Raw genomic sequence first — 20,814 nt, 5'->3', positions numbered from 1 at the left:
GGGAAATCCACATGCGAGTGTCACGTCGGTCGATGCTGGCCGGAACCGCCGCGGGCGTGCTCGTGCCCGCCCTCGGCGCCGCCGACACGGCGTCGGCGGCGGGTCTGACCCGCAAGATCACGATCTACGCGGAAGCGCTTCCCGGCGGCCTCTACGGCTACGGCCTGGAGCCCGGCAAAGCGACGATTCCCGGACCGCTGCTGGAGATCTACGAGGCCGACACCCTCGAGATCGAACTGGTCAACCGGACCGACCAGCGGCTGTCGATCCACCCGCACGGCGTCAACTACGACACCGCGTCCGACGGCGCGCCGCTCAACGCGTCGTTCAACAACCCGGGCGAGACCCGGACCTACACCTGGAAGACGCGGACCCGCTACGAAGCCAGCGGCGGGTTCTGGATGCCGGGCAGCGCCGGGTACTGGCACTACCACGACCACGCGATGGGCACCGACCACGGCACCGGCGGCCTCGCCCGCGGGCTCTACGGCGGGTTGATCGTGCGCAAGCGCGGCGACCTGCTGCCCGCCAAGCAGTACACCGTCGTGTTCAACGAGATGATGATCAACCACGAGATGGCGCCCGACACGCCCATGTTCGAGGCGCGGCTCGGCGAGCGCGTCGAGTGGGTGTGCATCGGGTACGGCAGCCTGCCGCACACGTTCCACCTGCACGGGCACCGCTGGGCCGACACCCGCACCGGGATGTTGAGCAGTGCCACCGACAACGCCCAGGTCGTCGACAACAAGAACCTCGACCCCGGCAGCTCGTTCGGCTTCCAGGTGATGGCCGGCGAGGGCGTCGGGCCGGGGGTGTGGATGTACCACTGCCACGTCCAGACCCACTCCGACGGCGGGATGGTGGGCCTGTTCCTCGTCCGCAACCCCGACGGCAGCCTGCCCGACGGCGCGCAGGAAGCGATCGACCGGTTCAAGCAGCACGGCCACGCCGGGCACGACATGAACCCCGACGGCCGGACACACGCATGAGGAGGGGAGCCATGAAAAGACGATGGTTCGGCAGGCGCGGGGCGCTCGTGCTCGCCATCGGGGCGGTCCTCGCGGCCGGAGCCCCGCTGATCACCATGCCGGTCGCGCAGGCCGCGCCCGCCGTGGTGAACGTCCCGGTGAACGTGCTGGTCTTCCACGGCGCGGCCGGTGACCAGAAGGACCCGGTGCTGCGCGCGGCGGACGCGATCGCGCGGCTCGGCCAGGACAACGGCATCACGGTCACGGCGTCGTCCGACCCCGCCGTGTTCAGCACGGCCAACCTCGCCCGGTACCGCGGCGTGGTGTTCCTGTCCGCGCAGGGCGTGACGCTCGCGCGTGAGCAGGAAGCCGCGCTGCAGGCCTACATGAAGGCCGGCGGCGGGTTCCTCGGCATCTCCGACGCCGCCCGCGCGCAGGACTCGTCCCAGTGGTTCACCGGCCTGATCGGGGCACGCCCGGTCGGCGCCCGCCCGACGCCCGAGGCCGTGGCGGCGGTGACCGCGAGCGCGGAGAACCCGCCGAACGAGACCAAGGAGAAACTGGCCGACAACAACGAGAACACCAAGTGGCTGACGTTCGCGACGACCGGCTGGGCCGCCTACAAGATGGCCACCCCGGTCGCGGTCAGCAGCTACTCGCTGGTGTCGGCGAACGACTTCCCCGGCCGCGACCCGAAGAACTGGACCCTGCAGGGTTCGGCCGACGGGGCCACCTGGACCGACCTGGACACGCGCACGAACGAGACGTTCACCGACCGGTTCCAGACCCGGACCTTCACCTTCGCCAACACCACGGTCTACCCGAACTACCGGCTGAACATCACCGCGAACGCGGGTGAGCCGCTCATCCAGCTCGCCGACCTCAAGCTGTTCAAGGACACCTCGACGACCCCGCCGCCGCCCGAGCCGGCACCGCAGCAGGCCGTCCTCGACGTCCTGGACAGCAAGCACCCGGCCACCGCCGGTCTGCCGCAGAACTGGACGCGCACCGACCGCTGGCTCAACTGGGAGTCCAACCCGGTCGGCACCGTCCACACGGTCGCGCAGGTCGAGGAGAAGGGCTACAACCCGGGGGTCGGCGCGAACGGCGCGTTCCACCCGATCTCCTGGTGCCGCGACTACGACGGCGGCCGCTCCTTCTACACCGGCATGGGCCGTACCGAAGCGTCCTACGGCGAAGACCAGTTCCGCAGCCACCTGCTCGGCGCCCTGCGCTGGACGACCGGCATGGTGCGTGGCGACTGCCAGGCCGGGATCGCCGCCAACTACAAGATCGAGAAGCTGACCGGGAAGAACGCGGCCGGCCAGCTCGACCAGATCGGCGAGCCGCACGGACTCACCATCGCCCCGGACGGCAAGGTGTTCTACATCGGCAAGGCCGCCTGCCCGACCGGACCGATCGTCAGCTGGGACGACCCGAACGTCGGCCTCGGCTGCGGCACGGTCCACCAGTGGGACCCGGTCACCAAGAAGGTCAAGCTGCTCACCACGTTGCCGGTGATGGGCAACCGCGGCAGCGGTGACGAGCTCGTCAAGAACGAAGAGGGCCTGCTCGGGCTGACGCTGGACCCGAAGTTCACCGAAAACGGGTTCATGTACGCCTACTGGATGCCGCACGCGTCGATCGACCGCGACAAGCGGATCGGCAAGCGCACGATTTCGCGGTTCACCTACAACGCCACCGCGCAGACGCTCGACCAGGCCACCCGCAAGGACCTGCTGTCCTGGGACGTCCAGATCCACAGCTGCTGCCACGCGGGCGGCGGCATGGCGTTCGACAAGGACGGGAACCTGTACGTCGGCTCCGGGGACAACAACTCCTCGGGCGGCTCGAACGGCTACTCGGGCAACAACTGGACGCTCGACTACAAGGGCCTCTCGTTCCAGGACGCGCGCCGCACGGCGGGCAACACGAACGACCTCGGCGGCAAGATCCTGCGCATCCACCCGGAGGCGAACGGGACGTACACGATCCCGCAGGGCAACCTCTTCCCGAACGGGCCGGCGGACAAGACGCGCCCGGAGATCTACGTGATGGGCGTCCGCAACATCTCGCGGCTGCAGATCGACCCGGTGCACAACTGGATGACCGCGGGCTGGGTCGGCCCCGACGCGTCCTCGCCGAGTCCCGAACTCGGGCCGGCGAAGTACGAGACGGCGACGATCATCACCGAGGCGGGCAACCACGGCTGGCCCTACTGCATGGGTAACCGGCAGCCCTACCGCGACCGCAGCAGCACCAACGCCGCGGAGCTGACCGGCTGGTACGACTGCAACAACCCGATCAACACCTCGCCGCGCAACACCGGGCTGGTCAACCTGCCGCCGATCAAGGACAACATGATCTGGTACTCGCCCGACGGCGGTGGCCCGGTCTTCCCCAACCGCCCCAACAGCTCCATCCCGACGTACAACGCGGCGGACGCGACCTACACCCAGCCGTACCTGCGGGGCGGCGGCCAGGCGATCATGTCCGGGCCGACGTACCACCGCTCGCTGGTCAACCCGAACAGCGGCGTGGCGTGGCCGGAGTACTGGGACAACAAGTGGTTCATCGGCGACGAGTCCAACTCGCAGAACCGGGTCGCGGTGACCGTGGACCCGGCGGGCGTGCCGACGCACCAGCCGCCGGTGTTCGCCGAGACGTTCCGGCAGATCATCCCGGGCGGGTCCGGTGACACCCGGGTGCAGAGCTGGATGGACGCCAAGTTCGGGCCGGACGGCGCACTGTACGTGCTCGACTACGGCAACGGGTTCTTCTCCCTGGACGCCAACCAGAAGCTGCTCAAGATCAGCTACACGGGTGGCGCCCCGACCCCGGCGCCGGCCGCGTCGTCGGTGCTGGTGCAGAACAAGGCGCTGACGGCGGCGTTCACCGGGTCGAAGTCCGGCGGGGTGTCCTACCGCTGGGAGTTCGGCGACGGCTCGGTGTCCACCCAGGCGGACCCGCGCCACACCTACCCGCGCACCGGGATCTTCACCGCCAAGCTGACCGTGACCTACGCGAACGGTGAAGCGGTGACCACGCGGACCGCGGTGAACGTCGGGTGCCTCGTGGCCGATCCGAGTCCGGTGGTGACACTGGGCGACGCGATCACGAAGGTGCCCAACCGCAACGCGGGCGGCGGCTGTTCGGTGGACGACTTCATCGACGACGAAAGCACGTGGAGCACGCACGCGGCCTTCGTCAACCACGTCGAGCAGGCCACCGAAACGCTGTCGGACCTCGGGGTGCTGAACGACGCCGAGGTGGCGGAGCTGAACGCCGCGGCCGACGCGTCGCCGATCGGGAAGCCGGGCACCACCGGCTACGACGCGATCTTCGACGGCACGGCGCAGTCGTTGCGCGGCTGGGAACAGGCGCCGTCGGGGCAGTTCACCTTGCAACCCGACGGGTCGATCCGCTCGGCAGGCGGGCTGGGCATGCTCTGGTACGCCCAGCGGCAGTTCACCGACTTCTCGGTGAAGGTGCAGTTCAAGGACATCGCCCCGGACACCTTCCGGGCCAACAGCGGCGTCTTCGTCCGGTTCCCGGACCCGCGGACCCCGCTGGACCAGCGGCCACCGGGCAGCTGCGGCACTGTCGGCTCGGCCAGGACGTCGCAGGCGTGGGTCGCGATCTACTGCGGTCACGAAATCCAGATCTACGACGGCGACTCCGGCGAACCGCAGAAGACCGGGTCGGTCTACAACTTCGACCCGCGCCCGCTCGACCAGGCGGGAGCCCGGCCGAAGGGCACGTGGAACGAGTACGAGATCAAGGTCGTCGGGCAGCACTACACGATGATCCGCAACGGCGTGGTGATCAACGAGTTCGACAACACGCCGGGTCAGCAGTCCTCGCGCGCCGGGGACCCGCCGACCGACCTGCGGCAGTTCGTCAGCGGGTTCATCGGGCTGCAGAACCACAGTGACAACGACCTGATCGAGTTCCGCAACATCCGGGTGCGGCAGCTGTAGCGCGACGGGGGCCGGGTTCACCCCCGGCCCCCGTTCCTCCCAGGAAGGTTTCCCGTGATGTCCCCACGACCGATCGCCGTGCTGCTGGCCGCTTTCCTGGTCTTGCTCGGGCTCGTCACCCCCGCGGTGGCGGCGCCGGTCCAGACCCTGACCTGGACCGGGAGCAACAGCACCACCGAATACGCGTCCGCGCCCACCGGCGCCCTGCCCGGCGAGACCACCATCGTCTTCGAGAACAGCGAAGCCACCGGCAACACGACGGGGATGTCGCACACCCTGACGTTCGACACGTCGACGCCGGGCTACAACCACGACGTCTCGCTGAACGTCCTGGCCAACCCGTTCGACCCGCAGAACGGGCGGCACGAAGCGGTCGTGACGCTCACGCCGGGCAAGTACCGGTACTTCTGCACGATCCCCGGCCACACGACGATGGTGGGGGAGTTCGTGGTCTCCGACGGCACCGGCGACACGACCGCGCCGGTCGTGACGGCGGCCGTGGCCGGCGATCGCGATCCTTCGGGCAACTACATCGAGTCGGCGACGGTCTCCTTGACCGCGACCGACGCGGGATCCGGGGTGGCCTCGGTCGAGTACCAGCTGGACAGCGGTGGCTGGACCGCTTACTCGGCGCCGGTGGTGGTGTCCGCCGTGGGCATGCACATGCTCCACTACCGTGCCACCGACGTCGCCGGGAACACCTCCGCGGAGGGCATGGAGCACTTCACGATCGTCGAAGGGCAAGGGGACACGACCCCGCCCACGGTGACCGCGGCGATCACCGGTTCCCAGGACTCGTCGGGCAACTACCTCGACGTCGCCACGGTCAAGCTGACCGCGACCGACGCCGACTCCGCGGTGGCCTCCGTGGAGTACCAGCTCGACGGCGGGGCGTGGACCGCCTACACCGCCCCGGTCGCGGTGACCGGCGCGGGTGAGCACATGGTCCACTTCCGGGCGACCGACGCCGCCGGGAACACCTCACCGGAGGGCATGTCCCACTTCACCGTGGTGAAGAGCGACACGACACCGCCGACCGTGACGGCCTCGGTGGCCGGGACGCAGGACGCCGGCGGCAGCTACGTCGGCAAGGCGACCGTCACGGTCGTGGCTTCGGACACCGGGTCCGGGGTCGCGGCGACGGAGTACCAGGTGGACGGCGGGGCGTGGACCGCCTACACCGCACCGGTCGCGGTGACCGCGCCCGGCGCGCACACGGTCGGCTACCGGGCCCGGGACGTCGCCGGGAACGCGTCCGCGGCGGGGAGCGTGTCCTTCACCGTGGTCGCCGGCGGCGACACGACGGCGCCGGTGGCGTCCCTGGCGGTGAGCGGCAGGCAGGACGGCAACTGGTCCTACGTCGGCCAGGCGACCGTGACGCTGACCGCCACCGACGCGGAGTCCGGTGTGGGCGCCATCGAGTACAAAGTAGACAGTGGCGCGTGGACGCGGTACACGGCGCCGGTGGTCGTGTCGGCGCTGGGCGCGCACACCGTGGGCGCCCGGGCCACGGACGTCGCCGGAAACGCCTCGCTGGAGGTGTTCGGCGCGTTCACGGTGGTCTCGGCCACGCCGCCGCCGGATGCCTGCCCGGTCTCGGACACCCGGGAGACGGTGGTGATCGGCGGGGTCGACAGCCAGGTGGAGAACATCGACATCGGCAACGGCTGCACGCTCAACGACGTCATCGACGAGAACGCGGAATACGCGTCGCACGACCGGTTCGTGAAGCACGTGAAGGCGGTGACCCAGGAGCTGGTCGACAACGGCGTGCTGGCCGGCGGGGACCGCAACCGCATCGTGACGGCGGCGATCGAGTCGGACATCGGTGGCGCTCCCACCGCCGGTGCCCGGGCCGGCGACGTCAGGAAGCTGCTGTAGCCGCCTGCACTTCGCGCAGGGCCTGCCGGGCGGCGGCACCGAAATCGGTGTCGCCGCCCGGCTCGCTCCAGCGTTCGTAGGCGAGCGTCATGACGAGCGCGCCGAGCTGGGCGGCCACGCGTGCGGCGGGATCGGGCACGCCGCGGCGTCCGAAGGCTTCGGCCATCGCCGCGGTGAGCCCGAGGCCCTTCAGCGCCTCGCGCTCGCGCAGCTCGGGGTTGGCGGCGATGACCGCCCCTCGCCGGGCGCTGAACTCACGGCGCTCGGCGGTGAAGGTTTCACGGCCGAGCGTCTCGAGGGCGTGCGTGACGGCTTCGAGCGGACCGGCCGCGGCCGGCGCGTCGGCGATCCCGTCGGCGAGCAGCCCGGCGAGGGTGCCGCCGCCGAAGAGCACCTCGCGCTTGTCCGGGAAGTGCCGGAAGAAGGTGCTCTTCGTCAGCCCGGCGCGTTCGGCGATCTCGATCACGGTGGTGTTTTCGTAGCCCCGCTCCTCGAACAGCTCGAGCGCGGCGACGACGAGTCGCTCCGGAGCGTGGGGTTGCCAGCGGGCCATGGCCCGAGTGTACGGGACTTGGTCCCGTCACCTCGTGTACGGTGATGGGACCAAGTCTCATCACCGTGGAGGTGGCCCATGAGCCGCGCTGTCATCTACGAGAAGTTCGGCGGTCCCGAGGTCCTGGAGGTGCGTGAGGTCCCGGAGCCGCACGCGGGGCCGGGCGAGCTCCGCATCCGGGTGGCGGCCGCGGGGCTGAACCCGATGGACTGGGGCCTGGCGTCGCACCCGGCACTGGCGGCGCAGTTCGGCGTGACGGTGCCGTCCGGGTTCGGCTACGACCTGGCGGGAGTCGTCGACGAGGTCGGCCCCGGTGCGACGGGTTTCTCGGTGGGGCAACGCGTCTTCGGGGGCGTGATGGCTCGCGCGGCGGCGGATTTCGCAGTGGTGGCGACGCCGGCCGCGACGCTCTGGCCGACGCCCGACGGTATCCCCGACGAGGTGGCGGCCACGCTCCCGGTGGCGGGCTCGACGGCGGCGGCGGCCCTGGCGGCGATCGGCGTGCGGTCGGGCGACACGGTCCTGATCGGCGGCGCGGCGGGTGGGGTGGGTGTGTTCGCCGTGCAGCTGGCGGTGCGCGCGGGTGCCCGGGTGATCGGGACCGCGGGGGAGGGCACGTTCGAGTTCTTGCGCCAGTTGGGCGCGACCCCGGTGTCCTACGGTCCCGGGCTGGCGGACCGGGTTCGTGCGTTCGCCTCGACGGCGGCAACGGACCTGTTCGGCACGGAAGCCGCCGAGGCGGCGCTCGCACTCGGGATCCCGCCGGAGCGGATCTCGACGGTCGCCGCGGGCCCGAACCCGCCCGGCGGAGTGCGCGCGACCGGCGGTGCCGACGCGGACCCGGAGGCGATGGCGAGGATCACGGACGCGATCCTCGCCGGGGAGATCGTGGTGCCGATCGCGGGGACTTTCCCGATCGAGAAGGTCCGCGAGGCGGTGGAGGTACAGGCGGGTCGCCACGTCCACGGCAAGATCGTGCTGACGCTGTGACTCACGCGGCTGCCGGCATAGTCCCGGCGTCGCTTGCTCCAAGCGCCGGCCACGACCGGCGACCTGGGCGGGGAGGCCCCTCGCAAAGTCGGGTTCCCGGCGGATGCAGCTCGGCAGCCTCGGGTCGGCGGTGTCTTGAATGAGTCATTCAGGTCTTGGGAGGTCCTGAATGACTCATTCAAGACGTTTGCCGGGGCCCTGCGGCTGCCCGCGTCAGGACGGCAGTGATCCCCTGATCCCCGCGATGATCAAATCGAGTCCGGCGTCGAAAGCGCTGTCCCGCTCGCCCCTCGGCCACCCCGTCTTCCGCGCCTGCTCTTCGATCGTGAAACCGTTGGCATAAGCCAAAACCGTGTCCACCGCGACCGTCGCCATCCCGGCCGGGACACCCGCGCCGGCCACCGCCTCGACGAGGTGCGTGAACACCGCGATCGCCTCGTCGCCCGGGTTGTGGAAGCCGGAAATGAGGCGGGCGCCGTCGCGGTGGGACAGCATCACCTCGCGCATGCCCGAAGCCGCGCCGCGCAACGACTCCTCCCACGGCGCGTCGGCCGGCCAGGCGGGAGCGGGGCCCACCAGCGAAGCCACCATCGCGTCCAGCAACGCCTGCTTGCTCGGGTAATGCCGGTACAACGCGCTCGCCCGCACCCCGAGCCGGCTCGCCAGGAGCCGCATCGTCAGCGCGTCCAAGCCTGCCTCGTCGAGCAGCTCGATGGCCGCCGCGAGTACCTCGGTGCGTCGCTGCCCCACGAAAGTCCTCCGAAATCCGGGCTTGACAAGCCTGCCTCGCCTACGTGAACAATGTACACGTGAACGTTGTTCACCTGGGAGATGGGGGATCGAAATGTCACGGATTCTGGTGATCGGGGCCGGGCTCGGCGGGCTGACACTCGCGCACGCCCTGGTCCGCGCGGGCCTCGACGTCCGCGTGTTCGAGGCCGACGACGGCACCGGCGAACGCACCCAGGGCTACCGGATCGGCCTCGCGCCGCAGGCGATGGACGCCCTGCGCGAGAGCCTGCCGCCGCGGCTCTACGACCTCGCCGAGGCCACCAGCGGCAGCCTGACCGGGCCCGGCTTGCTCTTCGACGAACACCTCACGCTGCTCAGCAGCGACCTGCCCGGACCCGAGGAGTCGAGGGCGTTCGACCGGCAGGTGCTGCGGCAGATCCTGCTCGGCGACCTGGGCGACCGGGTCACCTTCACCAAGCGGCTCAAGAGCTTCGAAGAAGACGAGCACACCGTCACGGCCTTCTTCACCGACGGGACGAAAGCCACGGGTGACGTCCTCGTCGGTGCCGACGGCGGGAACTCCGCGGTGCGGCGCCGGCTCGTGCCCGAGGTCGGGCTCGTCGACGCCGACCTGTGCGGGGCGATGGGACGCACCCCCGCCGCCGACCGCTTCCGGAGGCTCGTCCCGGGCCGCGGCACCATGGTCAAGGGGCCGGAGATCACGCTGATGCTCGGCCGGATGGACTTCGACCGGGAGCCGTCGGACGCGGCCGCCGAGCTCGTTCCCGGCCTGCCCCTGCCGCACCGGGAAAGCTATGTGCGCTGGGTGCTGCTCGTCCCGCCGGACCATCCGGCGGCCGCCGGGCCGCCCCGGGACGACGCCCGCGAGCTGGTGCTGGAGCTGATCGACGGCTGGCACCCCGATCTCCGGGCGCTGGTGGAGAGCGCCGACATGAGCGGCGTCGGCCGCTCGAAGGTCTTCGACCGCCCGATGCCGCCCTGGCCGGTGAGCCGCGTGACGCTGCTGGGGGATGCCGCGCACCAGACGCTGGCCAGCGGCGGCAACGGCGCCGTCACCGCGATGCAGGACGCCGTGCGGCTGAGCGCGCTGCTGGCCGAAGCGGGAGATCTCCACCAGGCTCTGGAGGACTACCAGCGGGACCTGCTGGAACGCGGGAACGCGGCCGTCGAGGTCGGCAAGCAGGCCCTGCGCCGGTTCGTCCCGGTCTCGGGGGCGGCGCGATGAACGAAGTCCGCTCGGCCGACGGGACCACGATCGGCTACCGCACCCTCGGCCGCGGCCCCGCGCTGATCCTGGTCCACGGCGGAATGCTCGCGTCCCAGCATTTCACGAAGCTCGCCACCGCCCTGTCGGCCGGCTTCACGGTCCACGTGCCCGACCGGCGCGGCCGCGGGCTGAGCGGTCCGCACGGCGCAGGCTTCGGCGTCGAGCGCGAGGTCGAAGACCTGCGGGCCCTCGTCGCCGCGACCGGCGCGACCCGGGCCTTCGGCCTGAGCACGGGCGCTCTCGTCGTCCTGCGCACGGCCCTGGACACGCCCGCGCTCGACCGGATCGCGCTGTACGAGCCGCCGCTGTCGATCGACGGCTCGGTGCCGACGGGCTGGCTGCCGCGCTTCGACCGCGAGATCGCCGCGGGCCGGAGCGCGGCCGCACTCGTCACGGGCATGCGGGGGCTGGCCACCGAACCGTCGCTGTTCAGCCGGATCCCGCGCGTCGCCCTGGTGCCGCTCCTGACCGCCGGTGCGCGGCTGCAGGGCAAGGGAAACCCCGAGGACGTGCCGGTCGAGGCGCTCATCCCGACCCTGCACTTCGACATGCGGGTCATCGACGAGATGGCCGGCACAGCCGGGGAATACACCGAACTCAAGGCGCGAGCACTGCTCCTCGGCGGCACCAAGAGCGCTGAGTACCTGGGCCGCGCACTGAGGAAGCTCGCCGAGGTGCTCCCGCACGCGCACAGCGTCACCCTGCCGGGCCTGGGCCATTCGGGACCGGAGGACGACGGAGCCCCGCTCGTCGTGGCTCGGGCGCTGCGCGACTTCTACGAATAAGTCCAGTGGCCCAGCCAGGATTCGCGCCAGGCCACCGTCAGCTCGCTCACTCCGTCCACACCGGACTGGTCGACGTGGGCCTTCCACGCCTCCTCCAGCGCCGCACACAGCTTGGACGCGGGCAGCTCGACCCCGCCGGAGGAGAACTGGCGCAGGACCGACTTCGGCACCGCCAGCTTCGCCTTGCCCCGCACCACCGACTGCTCGGTCGCGCGGCAGATGAGGTACTCGACGGTCGCCAGGTCGCCCGCCGAGCCGGTGGTTTCCGGTGACACCCGGGGCGCCACCTGGGCCAGCGCGCGGTACAGGCAGTCCAGCGGGGCGGCCAGGCCCTGGTGCTGGCGGGCGATTTCCCACGACACCCACACCGCCATGCAGTCGGGCATCTGGTACGGGCGGTAGGCGAACGCGGGACCGGTGAACGTCTGGTAGTCGCTGGTCGGGTCCTTCGCGGACGGGCCCGGCCCGTCGGGGTCGGGTGGCAGGCCGAGGCGCTTGAACAGCTCGCGCAGCAGCTTGGTCGGCCGGGCCGGGGTGGTGGCCTCGCCGAGCAGCTTGCCGAGGATGCGGTTCAGCCGGTCGGTGGCCACGCCGTGGATCGCCAGCTGCAGGTGGACGAACGCGACGTCCGAGAGCGTCGTGGCGGCGCAGCCGACCACGCCCACCTGGGGGTAGCGCTGCAGGAAGGAGGCGATGGCGTTCGTCGAGCCGATCCGCGCCGGCCCGACGAACGTCACCGGCAGGACCGCGCCGATCCGCTGGCGGGACCGGAGGTCGCCCTTGTAGAGCGGGGAGAACTCGCCGTCGGCGTGGTAGACCTCGAACCAGTTGCCCTGCCGGTGCCCCGGCCGCGTGTCGGCGAGCCAGAAGCTGTACCCGTGCTTCTCGCACAGCTCCCGGAACCGGTCGGCCAGCTCGAACCGCGCGGCCGCGGACGCGTCCCGCAGCGCGATCGAGAACCGGACCGCCAGCGACGCGCACGGCGACGCGATCTCCTTGCGGGTGCGGAGGTCGTGGTTGCGGGTCTTGACGACCGTGGGCAGCTGGGCCGGGCACTGCAGCGACAGCAGCGGCGCGTCGATGAGCGAGGACGCGGCGTCGGAGATCTCCCGGACGAGGTCGCGGATGGCGAGGCCGTGCCACTCGCACACCTCGCGCGCCCCCGGGTCGATCCCGATCAGGCCCTCGAACCGCTGCGCGGACTCGTAGATGAACGTCGGGTTGGGCGAGGTCGTCTGGTGGAACACCCAGCCGCCCGCGTTCTGCTGGGGGCGTTCCGCCGGCTGGTGGCCGTCGACGCGCTCGACGACCTCGGTGCCGTCCAGGGGTTTGCGGGTGCGGGTGCCGATCACGACGCCGGCGCCGTTCGTGGCCGAGCACAGCGTCTCCAGGAAGACCGTGCTGTCGGAGTTCGCGGAGACGAGCTCGCGCAGGTAGCCGTGCCGCGCCAGCGCGTGGTGCACCTCGAAGTCCACCTGGGTCACCGGCTGCCGCGCGATCTCGAACCCGGCCCGGGCCAGGTCGGCCACGTTCCGCACGGAGATCCGCTGGCTGCGCACCTTCACCACCCCCCGGACGAGTCGAACCGCACGTCGGCCTCGAGGGGCTTGCGGCGGTCCCAGGCGCCGGCGCCCGCCCACCGCGGTGCCCCGATGCGCGACAGCGGGATCGCCGATTCGCGCCACGACGCCTGGCCGAACAGCACGAGCGCGGCGAGCACCGGCAGCCCCACCGCGATCGTGAGGGTGACCTGGACGACCTCGCCCCGGCTCTGCGTCGCGACGGCCGCGGCGAACCCGGCGATGGCCGCGATGCTCAGCTGGACCAGCGCCTGCGGCAGCGTGCCGAGGTACCCGAGCACGGTGCGCCGCGGCGGCAGCGACAAGCGGCTGTAGAGGAAGCCCGGCAGCAGCAGCAACATCGTGATCACCGACTGGCCGTCCCCGATGTGGCCGAGCGCCGTGGTGGCCTCCCGGCCGTACGGCCACGGGCTGCCCACCAGCAGCCAGCCGAGCACGAACGAAACCGTCGCGACGGCCAGCGCGTAGAACGTCACGTTGAGCGGGCCGGACTTCGTGGAGTCCTTGAGGACGAGCGTCGCGCGGATCCGGACGTGGTCGCCGCGCGGGTCGCGGCCGCCGGAGCGGCGCCAGTACGCCCGCGCCTCGTTGTCGGCGATGCCGTTGACGAGGACCAGGTCCTGCCCGAACTCCCGCTCGGTCAGCTCGCGCGCGGCCTCGCGGAGGTTCGCGGCCGTGAACTCGGGGTGCCGCCGCAGGGAGTTGTCGAGCTCGCCCACGTCGGTCCGCACCGCCTCGCCCGTGGTGGCCGCGGCGGCGAGCCGGTGGCAGGCGGGCAGGCTGCGCGGGGACAGTTCCACCCCGGACTGGCCGGCCTCCCACTTGCGGCGGCGCAGCAGGTCCGCCAGCCGCCGCAGCACGGTCTGCGCCTGCAGCTCGAGGATCTTGTGCCGGGCGCCGTCGGCTTCCTGCAGCGGCGCGGCGTCCTGGCGTTCGGCCAGCGAGAGCAGGTCCTCGGCCAGGCCGTCGACCTGGTGCTGGTCGGCGTCGGTGGACAGGTACATCCGGGAGATCTCGGCCTCGGGCGCGGTCCCGGCCACCAGGTGGTAGGACTTCAGCGTCGCCGGGATCATGGTCTCGTAGCTGACGACGTACCCGCGACGGCTGGAGGCGAGCCGCCGCCACTGCTCCTTCGCGACGGGCTGCCGGGCGTCGACGTGCAGCGGGGTTTCGTAGCTGAGGCGGTGTTCCTCGACCGAGTCGTCCAGCGCCACCACCAGCATGTAGTCGCGGACGGCGACGTTCAGCAGGTACGCGTATTCGACGAGCAGGTCGGCGCAGCCGGAGAGGATGTCCAGCGCCAGTTCCCGGCACTGCCGCCCGTACCCGGGGACCGTGCCGCCGGCCGGGGCCAGCGCGAACTGCTCCTCCGGGTGGTTCCGCTCGGTGAGCAGCGTCAGCAGCGCCTGCTGGATGAGCCAGCGCGGTTCGTGCACCTGGAACAGGAATGTGTTGAGTTCGTGCTTGGCGGTCTGGGCGTTCTCGTCGCCGGCGAGGATCCCGCGCAACAGCCGGTAGAGCCCGGAAGCGACCAGCCGGGACGCCTCGTGCTGGGTGAGCCGCGGCAGCTTCTGGCCCGCGCTGTCGAAGACGTCGACGGGGGAGGCGTCCCGGCGCGGCAGCCGGGCCAGCGGCACCCATAGCGATCGTTGCCGCGCCGGTCGCGACGCCGCCCGCTCGCCGTGTTCCTGCCCGATGAGGTCCTGCAGCTGCGCGGTGGCCTGGCGCTGTCCTTCGTCGAGGAGCTTGAGGCTGACGTCGACCTCGGTGCTGCGCCGGGCGGACCCGTGTTCGACGACGGTCAGCCGTTCGGTCAGGCGCCGCACGTGGTTGAGCCGCAGCGAGGTGTCCAGCAGCGCGAGCCCGACGGCCGCACCTTGGCGCGACAGCCGGGGCGGGGCGCCGGGAATGGGGATCGTCTCGATCGCGTGCCGGAGACTCTCGATGCCGTCCACACCAGTGAGAGTAGGAGGTGGGGCGACTTGATACGAGCAGAATGGGAACTATCGACCGACTGGCCGCCGTGGGTCTCGCCCCGGCGGCAAGCCATGAGGGGCACCTTCATGGACGTGAAGTCCATGAAGGTGCCCCTCATGGCACCCGGCTCGGCGCTCAGGCCGCGCGGCGCAGCTCGTCCCCCGGGTACGGGCCCGGCTTCGGGCGGGCCTTCCCGCCCGGGAACGCCAGCCGCAGGATCGTGCGGTGCACCGTGCCGAGCTGCTTGGACAGCGGGCCCGTGTTGTACGGCAGGCCGTAGCGCCGGCAGATGTCGCGGACCTGGGGCGCGATCTCCGCGTAGCGGCTGCTCGGCATGTCCGGGAACAGGTGGTGCTCGACCTGGTAGCCGAGGTTGCCGCTCATCAGGTGGAACAGCGGTGACCCCGTGATGTTCGCCGCGCCGACGAGCTGGCGGACGTACCAGCCGCCGCGTGTCTCGTCGCGGACCTCCTCCTGGCCGAACGTGTACGTCTGGTCCGGGAAATGGCCGCAGAAGATGATCGAGTGGGCCCACAGGTTGCGGATGATGTTCGCCGTGAAGTCCGCCCAGAACGTCGCCGCGAACGTCCCGCCGCCCTCGGACCGGGCCGCCGCGAGCTGGGCACGCAGCGCTCCTTTCCGGCGCCGGCCACGTGCCCGGTCCGCCAGCACGCGGGCCCGCGAGCGGGGCTCGGGACGCACGAGCCTGCCGACGGCCGTCGCGGCCAGCGCGCTCACCAGCGGCCAGCCAACGTAGTCCTTGAGGATCTGGTCGCGGGCCTTGCCCGAGATGCCCTTGATGTCGTGCCACACGTCCTTCATCGGCTTCTCGCCGGCGCGGATGGCTTCGACGTCCAGGTCGTGCACCGCGACGCCCCACTCGAAGAACGCCATCAGCAGCAGGTTGTACAACGGCTGCGCGAGGTACGCCGGGTGCCACTTCTGGTGCGGGTCGATGCGCATGATCTCGTAGCCGAGATCCTTGTCCTTGCCGCGGATGTTCGTGTACGTGTGGTGGATGTAGTTGTGCGAGTGCTTCCACGCCGCCGCGGTCGACGCCGTGTCCCAGTCCCAAGTGGACGAATGGATGTACGGGTCGTTCATCCAGTCCCACTGGCCGTGCAGCACGTTGTGCCCGATCTCCATGTTCTCCAGGATCTTCGCGACCGCCAGGCAGCCGGTGCCCGCGGTCCAGGCCGCCTTGGACCGGGAGCCGAGCAGCAGCGCGCGGCCGGCCACCGCGATCTGCCGGTGCAGCCGGATGACGCCCTTGATGTACCGGCGGTCGCGCTCGCCCAGGTCGGCGCGCACCTGGTCGTGGATGGCGTCGAACTCACGGGCGAGTTCGGCGAGTTCGACCTCGCTCAAGTGGGCGAACGGGTGCGTGGGGGCAGTCATGGGTTCCTTTCTCCGCTCGGGAGTTCGACTTTCAGAGTTCGACCGTGACCCGGCCTTCGGCACCGTGCACGCAGGTGCGCACGATCTCGTTGTGCTTCTCGCTGACGGCGTTCGTGCGCAGGTCCCGGATCCGGCCTTCCCGGATCGGCAGCACGCACGTGTGGCAGACCCCGACCCGGCAGCCGAAGGGCATCTCGACGCCCGCGTTCTCGCCCGCGACGAGGATCGGGGTGCCGGGCGGGCAGTCCGCGTCGAGGTTGCGGTGCGCGAACCGCACGGTGCCGCCCGCGCCCTCGGCGTCTTCGCCGCCGACGATCGGCTGGAACCGTTCGTGGTGCAGCCGGCCGGTGTCGCCGTGGCGTTTCCAGTGCGCCTGCAAAGCGTCGAGCAGGTCACCGGGACCGCAGCCGTAGGTTTCCCGCTCGCGCCAGTCCGGGCACAGGGTGTCCAGCTCGGCCGGGGTGAACCGGCCGTCCTCACCGGTGATGCGCAGTTCGAGGCGGAAACCCTCGTGCTGCTTTTCGAGGCCGACCAGCTCTTCGCCGAAGGTGACCCCGTCCGCCTCCCGCGCCGAATGCACGTGGACGACGTCGCGCAGGCCGGGCGCCGGCGCGAGGTGGCGCAGCATGCTCATCACCGGCGTGATGCCGCTGCCGGCGGTGACGAACAGCAGGCCGCGGTCGAGCCGGTCCGGCAGGGTGAAGGACCCTTCGACCTCGCCGAGCCGCACGACCTCCCCGGGGCGGACGCGGTCGACGAGGAACGGCGAGACCACGCCGCCGTCGACTTTCTTGGGGGTGACCGAAATGAGCCCGTCGGCGCGGTCCGGGCTCGACGTCAGCGAGTACGCGCGCCAGTGGTGCACGCCGTCGATGACCACGCCCAGCCGCACGTACTGCCCGGGCCGGTGCCCGACCCAGTCGAAGCCCGGCCGGATCAGCACGGTGGCCGCGCCACCGCGTTCGGGCACGACGCGCTCGACTCGTCCGCGCAGCTCCCGGGTTGACCACAAGGGGTTGATCAGCTCGAGGTAGTCGTCCGGGCGCAGGGGAGTGAAGAGCCAGCGCACGGCGCGCAGTGCCCGGCGCCGCAGCGGCGACGCCGGGGGACGCATTCCCACTTCAGCCATGCCAGTTGAGTGTACAGACGTGCACTCAACTCGCACGCCGAGCGGTGTGAAACGTTTAAGCCAGCGGCACGCTCACGAGCCGGTACGGGCGCAGCGTCACCGGCCCGAGCAGGCCGGACGCGAGCACCTGCCCGCGCGCGTTGGCGCCGGTGTTCGTGACCCGCACCCGGACGCGGTTGCGGCCGGGACGTAAGGCGGCGCTCACGTCGACCCGGTAGGGCGGCCACAGCCGTGACCCGGCCGCCGTGCCGTTGACCTCCACTTCGGCCACTTCGTGGACCTCGCCGAGGTCGAGCGTCCACCGCCTCCCGGCGACGGCGGGCACGTCGAACTCCGTTTCGTACCAAGCGGATCCGGAGTACCCGGCGTCCACGTCGGTCCACGAGCCGAGTGGCCGCGTGGTCACCGGTGCACCGGCGCGGTCGAAGTGGAAACTCCAGTCGCCGCCGAGCGCGACCGGCGCGAGCGAGTCGGAGACCGTCGCCGCGCCGGTGTAGCCGCGGGCGCCGTCCGTCGCGGTGACGGTGACGCGGCCCGGCCCGGTCGCCCGCACGATCGCGCTCCGCCCGTCGATGCGCTCCACCGGCACCGACGCGGACACCGCGTGGAGGGGCTCGCGTCCGCCGCGGAAGACCACCAGCAGCGCGGCTTTCGGCTCCAGCCGCAGCGGCACCGCCGTCGTGGCCCCGGCCTTGCGCCAGACCCCGGCCGGGGTCGCCGCGCCGGTGTCGGGGTCCCAGACCTCGGGCGTTCCGGTCGCCGGGAACGTCGCGGTCAGGTCCACGGCGTCGGCGCGTTCGCTCACCACGACAAATGCTTGCTCGCCGCGGTTTTCCAGGCGCAGCAACCGGATGTCGGCGTGCGGCGGGTCCAGCGCGGCCGCCGCGCCGCCGGCCGTGACCGCCGCGGCCGCCGCCGCACCCGGGTCGGCCGCCCGCTTCACCGAGCGCGTCGCGAACAATTCGGCCAAAGCGGTCCGCAGGCCTGCGTCGTCACCACCGGCTTCGCGGGCCGGTGGCGCGCCGATGACGACCACGACACCGCCACCGCGGGCGAACCGGGTCAGCGTCCGCACCGCGCCGAGTGCCAGGACCGGCGTCGCCGGCACCACGACGATCCGGTACGCCTGCTGCCCGACGAATAGGTTCGGGCCGCTCGGCCGGGCGTGGGTCAGCAACGCGGGGTCGGCGTCGAGGGCGCCCTCGTCGAGGAAGTCGAAGTCCACCTGGACGTCTTCGAGCGCGTGTGCGGTGGTGAGGAACGCCGTGTCGAGCTCGGCCATCGCCGGAGTGTCCTGTGTGGACTCCGCGGCGCGTTGTGGCTGCAGCAGGGCGGTCCGCGCCACGGCCGGCGCGCGGCAGGCTTCCATCAGCCTGCCGATCCAGTCGTTCAGCGGCGCGGACACCGGCCACCACGGGTTGGCGGGCTGGAACGGCGGTGGGTAGACGATCTGGCTCTCGTCGCTGAACCGCGCGTGCAGCAGTGTGTGGTTGACCCCGCGCACGGCGAACGCGCCGACGACCTCGCGGACGAACGCCGGGGTCACCGTCCACCCGGTGCCGCCCATGGCTTCGAGGTAGACGCGCTCGAGGCCCAGCTGGTGCGCGGTGCTGGCCGGGAAGCGCGACAGCGTGCGGTGGTAGCCGCGCTGGTAGTGGTCGAAGATCAGGTCGGTGCCCGGTACCTGCGCCCACTGGTTGTTCGCGTTGAGGTTGCCCGAGCTCTGGAGCTGTTCGCCGGGACCGTATTCGTCCCAGAGCGGGTTGGAGATCAGCTTGAGGCCGTGGTCGGCCATCCACCGGCCCTGGGTGCGGTAGTAGGCGGCCGCGAACCGGTTGCTCACCGCGCGCCAGAACAGCCCGCGCAGGCGGAGGCCGTCCGCGCCGAGGTCGTCGTGCACCGCGGTCAGGGCGATCCCGGCGGACGTCCCGAGGCGGCCCAGTTCGGCGTCGAGGGTGGGGGACCAGGGGACGGTGTCGAAGGGGCCGTGTGCCGAGGCGAGGTAGGGCTCGTCGTCGGCGAAGCCGCGCAGGACCGCTTTCGCCGCCCACGGGAAGCGGCGCAGGTACTCGCCCGGCACGGCGTCGAGGAACAGCCGCACGGCTTCGTCGTCCAGGAGGTCCAGGTAGGCGCGGCCGGAGCCGGTGGGCGTGCTCAGCGGGCGGACGGTGAACAGATCCAGCTGCCACCGCCCGGCCGGCGGCGCCCACGTCTCGCCCGCGCGCGCCTGTTTCGTGAGGTCCACGATCGTTCGCGGGTCGGCCGAGCCGGCCGGGCGGGCGGTCGCGGCGACCAGTGAGAGTCCGTCGGCGGGCAGGTCGAAGGCGTCGAGCGCGGCGGCGGTGTCGAAGGTTTCGTCGTACAGGACGGTTCCGGCGGGATCGCGGACGGTGAGGCGGTCCCACGAGGACCGCTGGCTCGCCACCGCGCGCACCCCGACGCGGCCGGTGGCGAAGGCGATGTCGGCCGGGGCCTGCGCGGTGCCGTCCAGCGTCACGGTCAGGTGCGTGCCGCGGACCGTGACGAGGAGTGCGTGGTCCGCGCTCGCGTCGAAGCCCGGCACCGGAGTCCCGCTCCGGACGAGGGCGAAGGAGCCACCGGTCTGCTGCCAGACATCGACGGCGCCGTCGGCCCGCAGGTCGGCGAGGACGCCGTCGCCTTCGCTCGCGCTGCGCACCATCAAGCCCGCGGTCGCGCTCTCGACGCGGACCTTCGCTTCGACGTCGTAGTCCTGCCACTGGGCGCCGGCTCGCAGCAGGGTGACGCCGTCGCGGGCGGCCGCGTCGACGAGCAGCCGGCCGTCCGAAACGGACAGCCCGCGGCTGACCAGCGGCACCGGGCTGCCGCCGGCGGCCGTCAGCACCTGGTGCCCGACGCCCTTGAGCCGCAGGTCCGGCCGCGGCGGGTACACGCGGCCGCCGACGGTCCCGCCGTCGACGACGAGCCCGGCGGCGCGGCCGCTGGGGAAGTAGTCGTCGTTGAACAGCCAGAGGTGCATGCCGTGGCGCTGCGCCTCGCGGAGGGCGAATTCGATGACGGAGAACCAGTCTTCGGTGAAGAAGGCGGGTTTCAGGGCGGCGGTCTCGAAGGGGAAGAGCAGGACTTCGTGCACGCCCTGGCCGCGCAGGTCGGCGAGCCCGGCGGCGACGAGGTCGGGCGTGACGGTGCCGTTCCAGAACCACAGCACGGTGGGGCGCGAGTCGGGTCGCGGGTCGGCGAAGCGGCCGGCGGAGAAGGCCGATTCGGTGGTCTCGGTCGCTTCGGCGGCGGGGAGCCGGAGGGCCACCCCGGTCGCGACGGCGAGCGTGAGCGCCTGCCGCCGGGACAGCCGCACGCCGGTGGTGGGCATGATCCGCACTTCGTCGTGCTCGGTCATGGAGCTCCCCAGCTGGATTGAAACGATTCAATGAGCAAGTAATTTACGTGACCTGAGTCACGCGCGTCAAGGTCTGATCGGGGGTGAACACGTGAGAGTCCGATGTGGACGTTCAGGTGGTGTCTTGAATGAGTCATTCAGGACCGCCGAAGACCTGAATGACTCATTCAAGACGTT

General features: G+C 71.4%; 13 protein-coding genes. 6 read left to right on the top strand and 7 right to left on the bottom strand.

The features are described from left to right. Positions 1–11 precede the first annotated feature (11 nt). The 3 genes from QQ657_RS04965 to QQ657_RS04955 are packed head-to-tail and all read left to right on the top strand — an operon-like array spanning position 12 to position 6,829. On the top strand, positions 12–989 hold the full coding sequence (locus QQ657_RS04965) for a multicopper oxidase domain-containing protein (protein ID WP_284740842.1): 978 nt from the start codon (positions 12–14) through the stop codon (positions 987–989). Between the two features lie 11 nt (positions 990–1,000). Further along, entirely contained in the window at positions 1,001–4,948 is a 3,948-nt protein-coding gene (locus tag QQ657_RS04960) for a ThuA domain-containing protein (protein WP_434056718.1), read from the top strand. Positions 4,949–5,005: 57 nt separating this feature from the next. Next, a complete protein-coding gene (locus tag QQ657_RS04955; protein ID WP_284740840.1) occupies positions 5,006–6,829 on the top strand; it encodes an OmpL47-type beta-barrel domain-containing protein in 1,824 nt (607 codons plus the stop codon). On the opposite strand, the gene QQ657_RS04950 is transcribed toward QQ657_RS04955, so the two are convergent. Beyond that, positions 6,813–7,382 (bottom strand): TetR/AcrR family transcriptional regulator, encoded by a 570-nt coding sequence (locus tag QQ657_RS04950; protein ID WP_284740839.1) that lies wholly within the window; start codon positions 7,380–7,382, stop codon positions 6,813–6,815. The genes QQ657_RS04955 and QQ657_RS04950 overlap by 17 nt on opposite strands. Before the next feature lie 78 nt (positions 7,383–7,460). On the opposite strand from QQ657_RS04950, the gene QQ657_RS04945 reads away from it, so the two are divergent. Next, a complete protein-coding gene (locus QQ657_RS04945; RefSeq protein ID WP_284740838.1) occupies positions 7,461–8,372 on the top strand; it encodes an NADP-dependent oxidoreductase in 912 nt (303 codons plus the stop codon). A 213-nt stretch (positions 8,373–8,585) separates the two neighbouring features. On the opposite strand, the gene QQ657_RS04940 is transcribed toward QQ657_RS04945, so the two are convergent. After that, positions 8,586–9,122 (bottom strand): TetR/AcrR family transcriptional regulator C-terminal domain-containing protein, encoded by a 537-nt coding sequence (locus QQ657_RS04940; RefSeq protein ID WP_284740837.1) that lies wholly within the window; start codon positions 9,120–9,122, stop codon positions 8,586–8,588. 94 nt (positions 9,123–9,216) lie between these two features. Here QQ657_RS04940 and QQ657_RS04935 point away from each other — a divergent pair, with 94 nt between their 5' ends. Both QQ657_RS04935 and QQ657_RS04930 read left to right on the top strand, forming a co-directional pair. Continuing rightward, complete coding sequence (locus QQ657_RS04935) at positions 9,217–10,350, top strand: FAD-dependent oxidoreductase (protein ID WP_284740836.1); 1,134 nt, start codon at positions 9,217–9,219, stop codon at positions 10,348–10,350. Continuing rightward, a complete protein-coding gene (locus QQ657_RS04930; protein WP_284740835.1) occupies positions 10,347–11,177 on the top strand; it encodes an alpha/beta fold hydrolase in 831 nt (276 codons plus the stop codon). The genes QQ657_RS04935 and QQ657_RS04930 overlap by 4 nt, the downstream gene beginning before the upstream one ends. On the opposite strand, the gene QQ657_RS04925 is transcribed toward QQ657_RS04930, so the two are convergent. The 5 genes from QQ657_RS04925 to QQ657_RS04905 form a co-directional block, all read right to left on the bottom strand. Beyond that, complete coding sequence (locus tag QQ657_RS04925; protein WP_284740834.1) at positions 11,168–12,736, bottom strand: hypothetical protein; 1,569 nt, start codon at positions 12,734–12,736, stop codon at positions 11,168–11,170. The genes QQ657_RS04930 and QQ657_RS04925 overlap by 10 nt on opposite strands. A gap of 2 nt (positions 12,737–12,738) precedes the next feature. After that, on the bottom strand, positions 12,739–14,712 hold the full coding sequence (locus QQ657_RS04920) for a hypothetical protein (protein ID WP_284740833.1): 1,974 nt from the start codon (positions 14,710–14,712) through the stop codon (positions 12,739–12,741). 157 nt (positions 14,713–14,869) lie between these two features. Continuing rightward, complete coding sequence (locus tag QQ657_RS04915) at positions 14,870–16,132, bottom strand: fatty acid desaturase family protein (protein WP_284740832.1); 1,263 nt, start codon at positions 16,130–16,132, stop codon at positions 14,870–14,872. A 31-nt stretch (positions 16,133–16,163) separates the two neighbouring features. Beyond that, positions 16,164–17,261 carry a ferredoxin reductase gene (locus QQ657_RS04910; RefSeq protein WP_284740831.1) on the bottom strand — a complete coding sequence of 366 codons (1,098 nt, stop codon included), beginning with the start codon at positions 17,259–17,261 and terminating at the stop codon, positions 16,164–16,166. Positions 17,262–17,316: 55 nt separating this feature from the next. Next, positions 17,317–20,637 carry a glycosylhydrolase-like jelly roll fold domain-containing protein gene (locus QQ657_RS04905; RefSeq protein ID WP_284740830.1) on the bottom strand — a complete coding sequence of 1,107 codons (3,321 nt, stop codon included), beginning with the start codon at positions 20,635–20,637 and terminating at the stop codon, positions 17,317–17,319. Positions 20,638–20,814: the final 177 nt, after the last annotated feature.

The sequence above is a fragment of the Amycolatopsis ponsaeliensis genome (genome assembly GCF_030182635.1).
In the GTDB taxonomy this organism is placed as follows: domain Bacteria; phylum Actinomycetota; class Actinomycetes; order Mycobacteriales; family Pseudonocardiaceae; genus Amycolatopsis; species Amycolatopsis ponsaeliensis.
The sequence above is the reverse complement of the archived record's forward strand: the minus strand, read 5'-3'. Positions and strand labels throughout refer to the sequence as shown.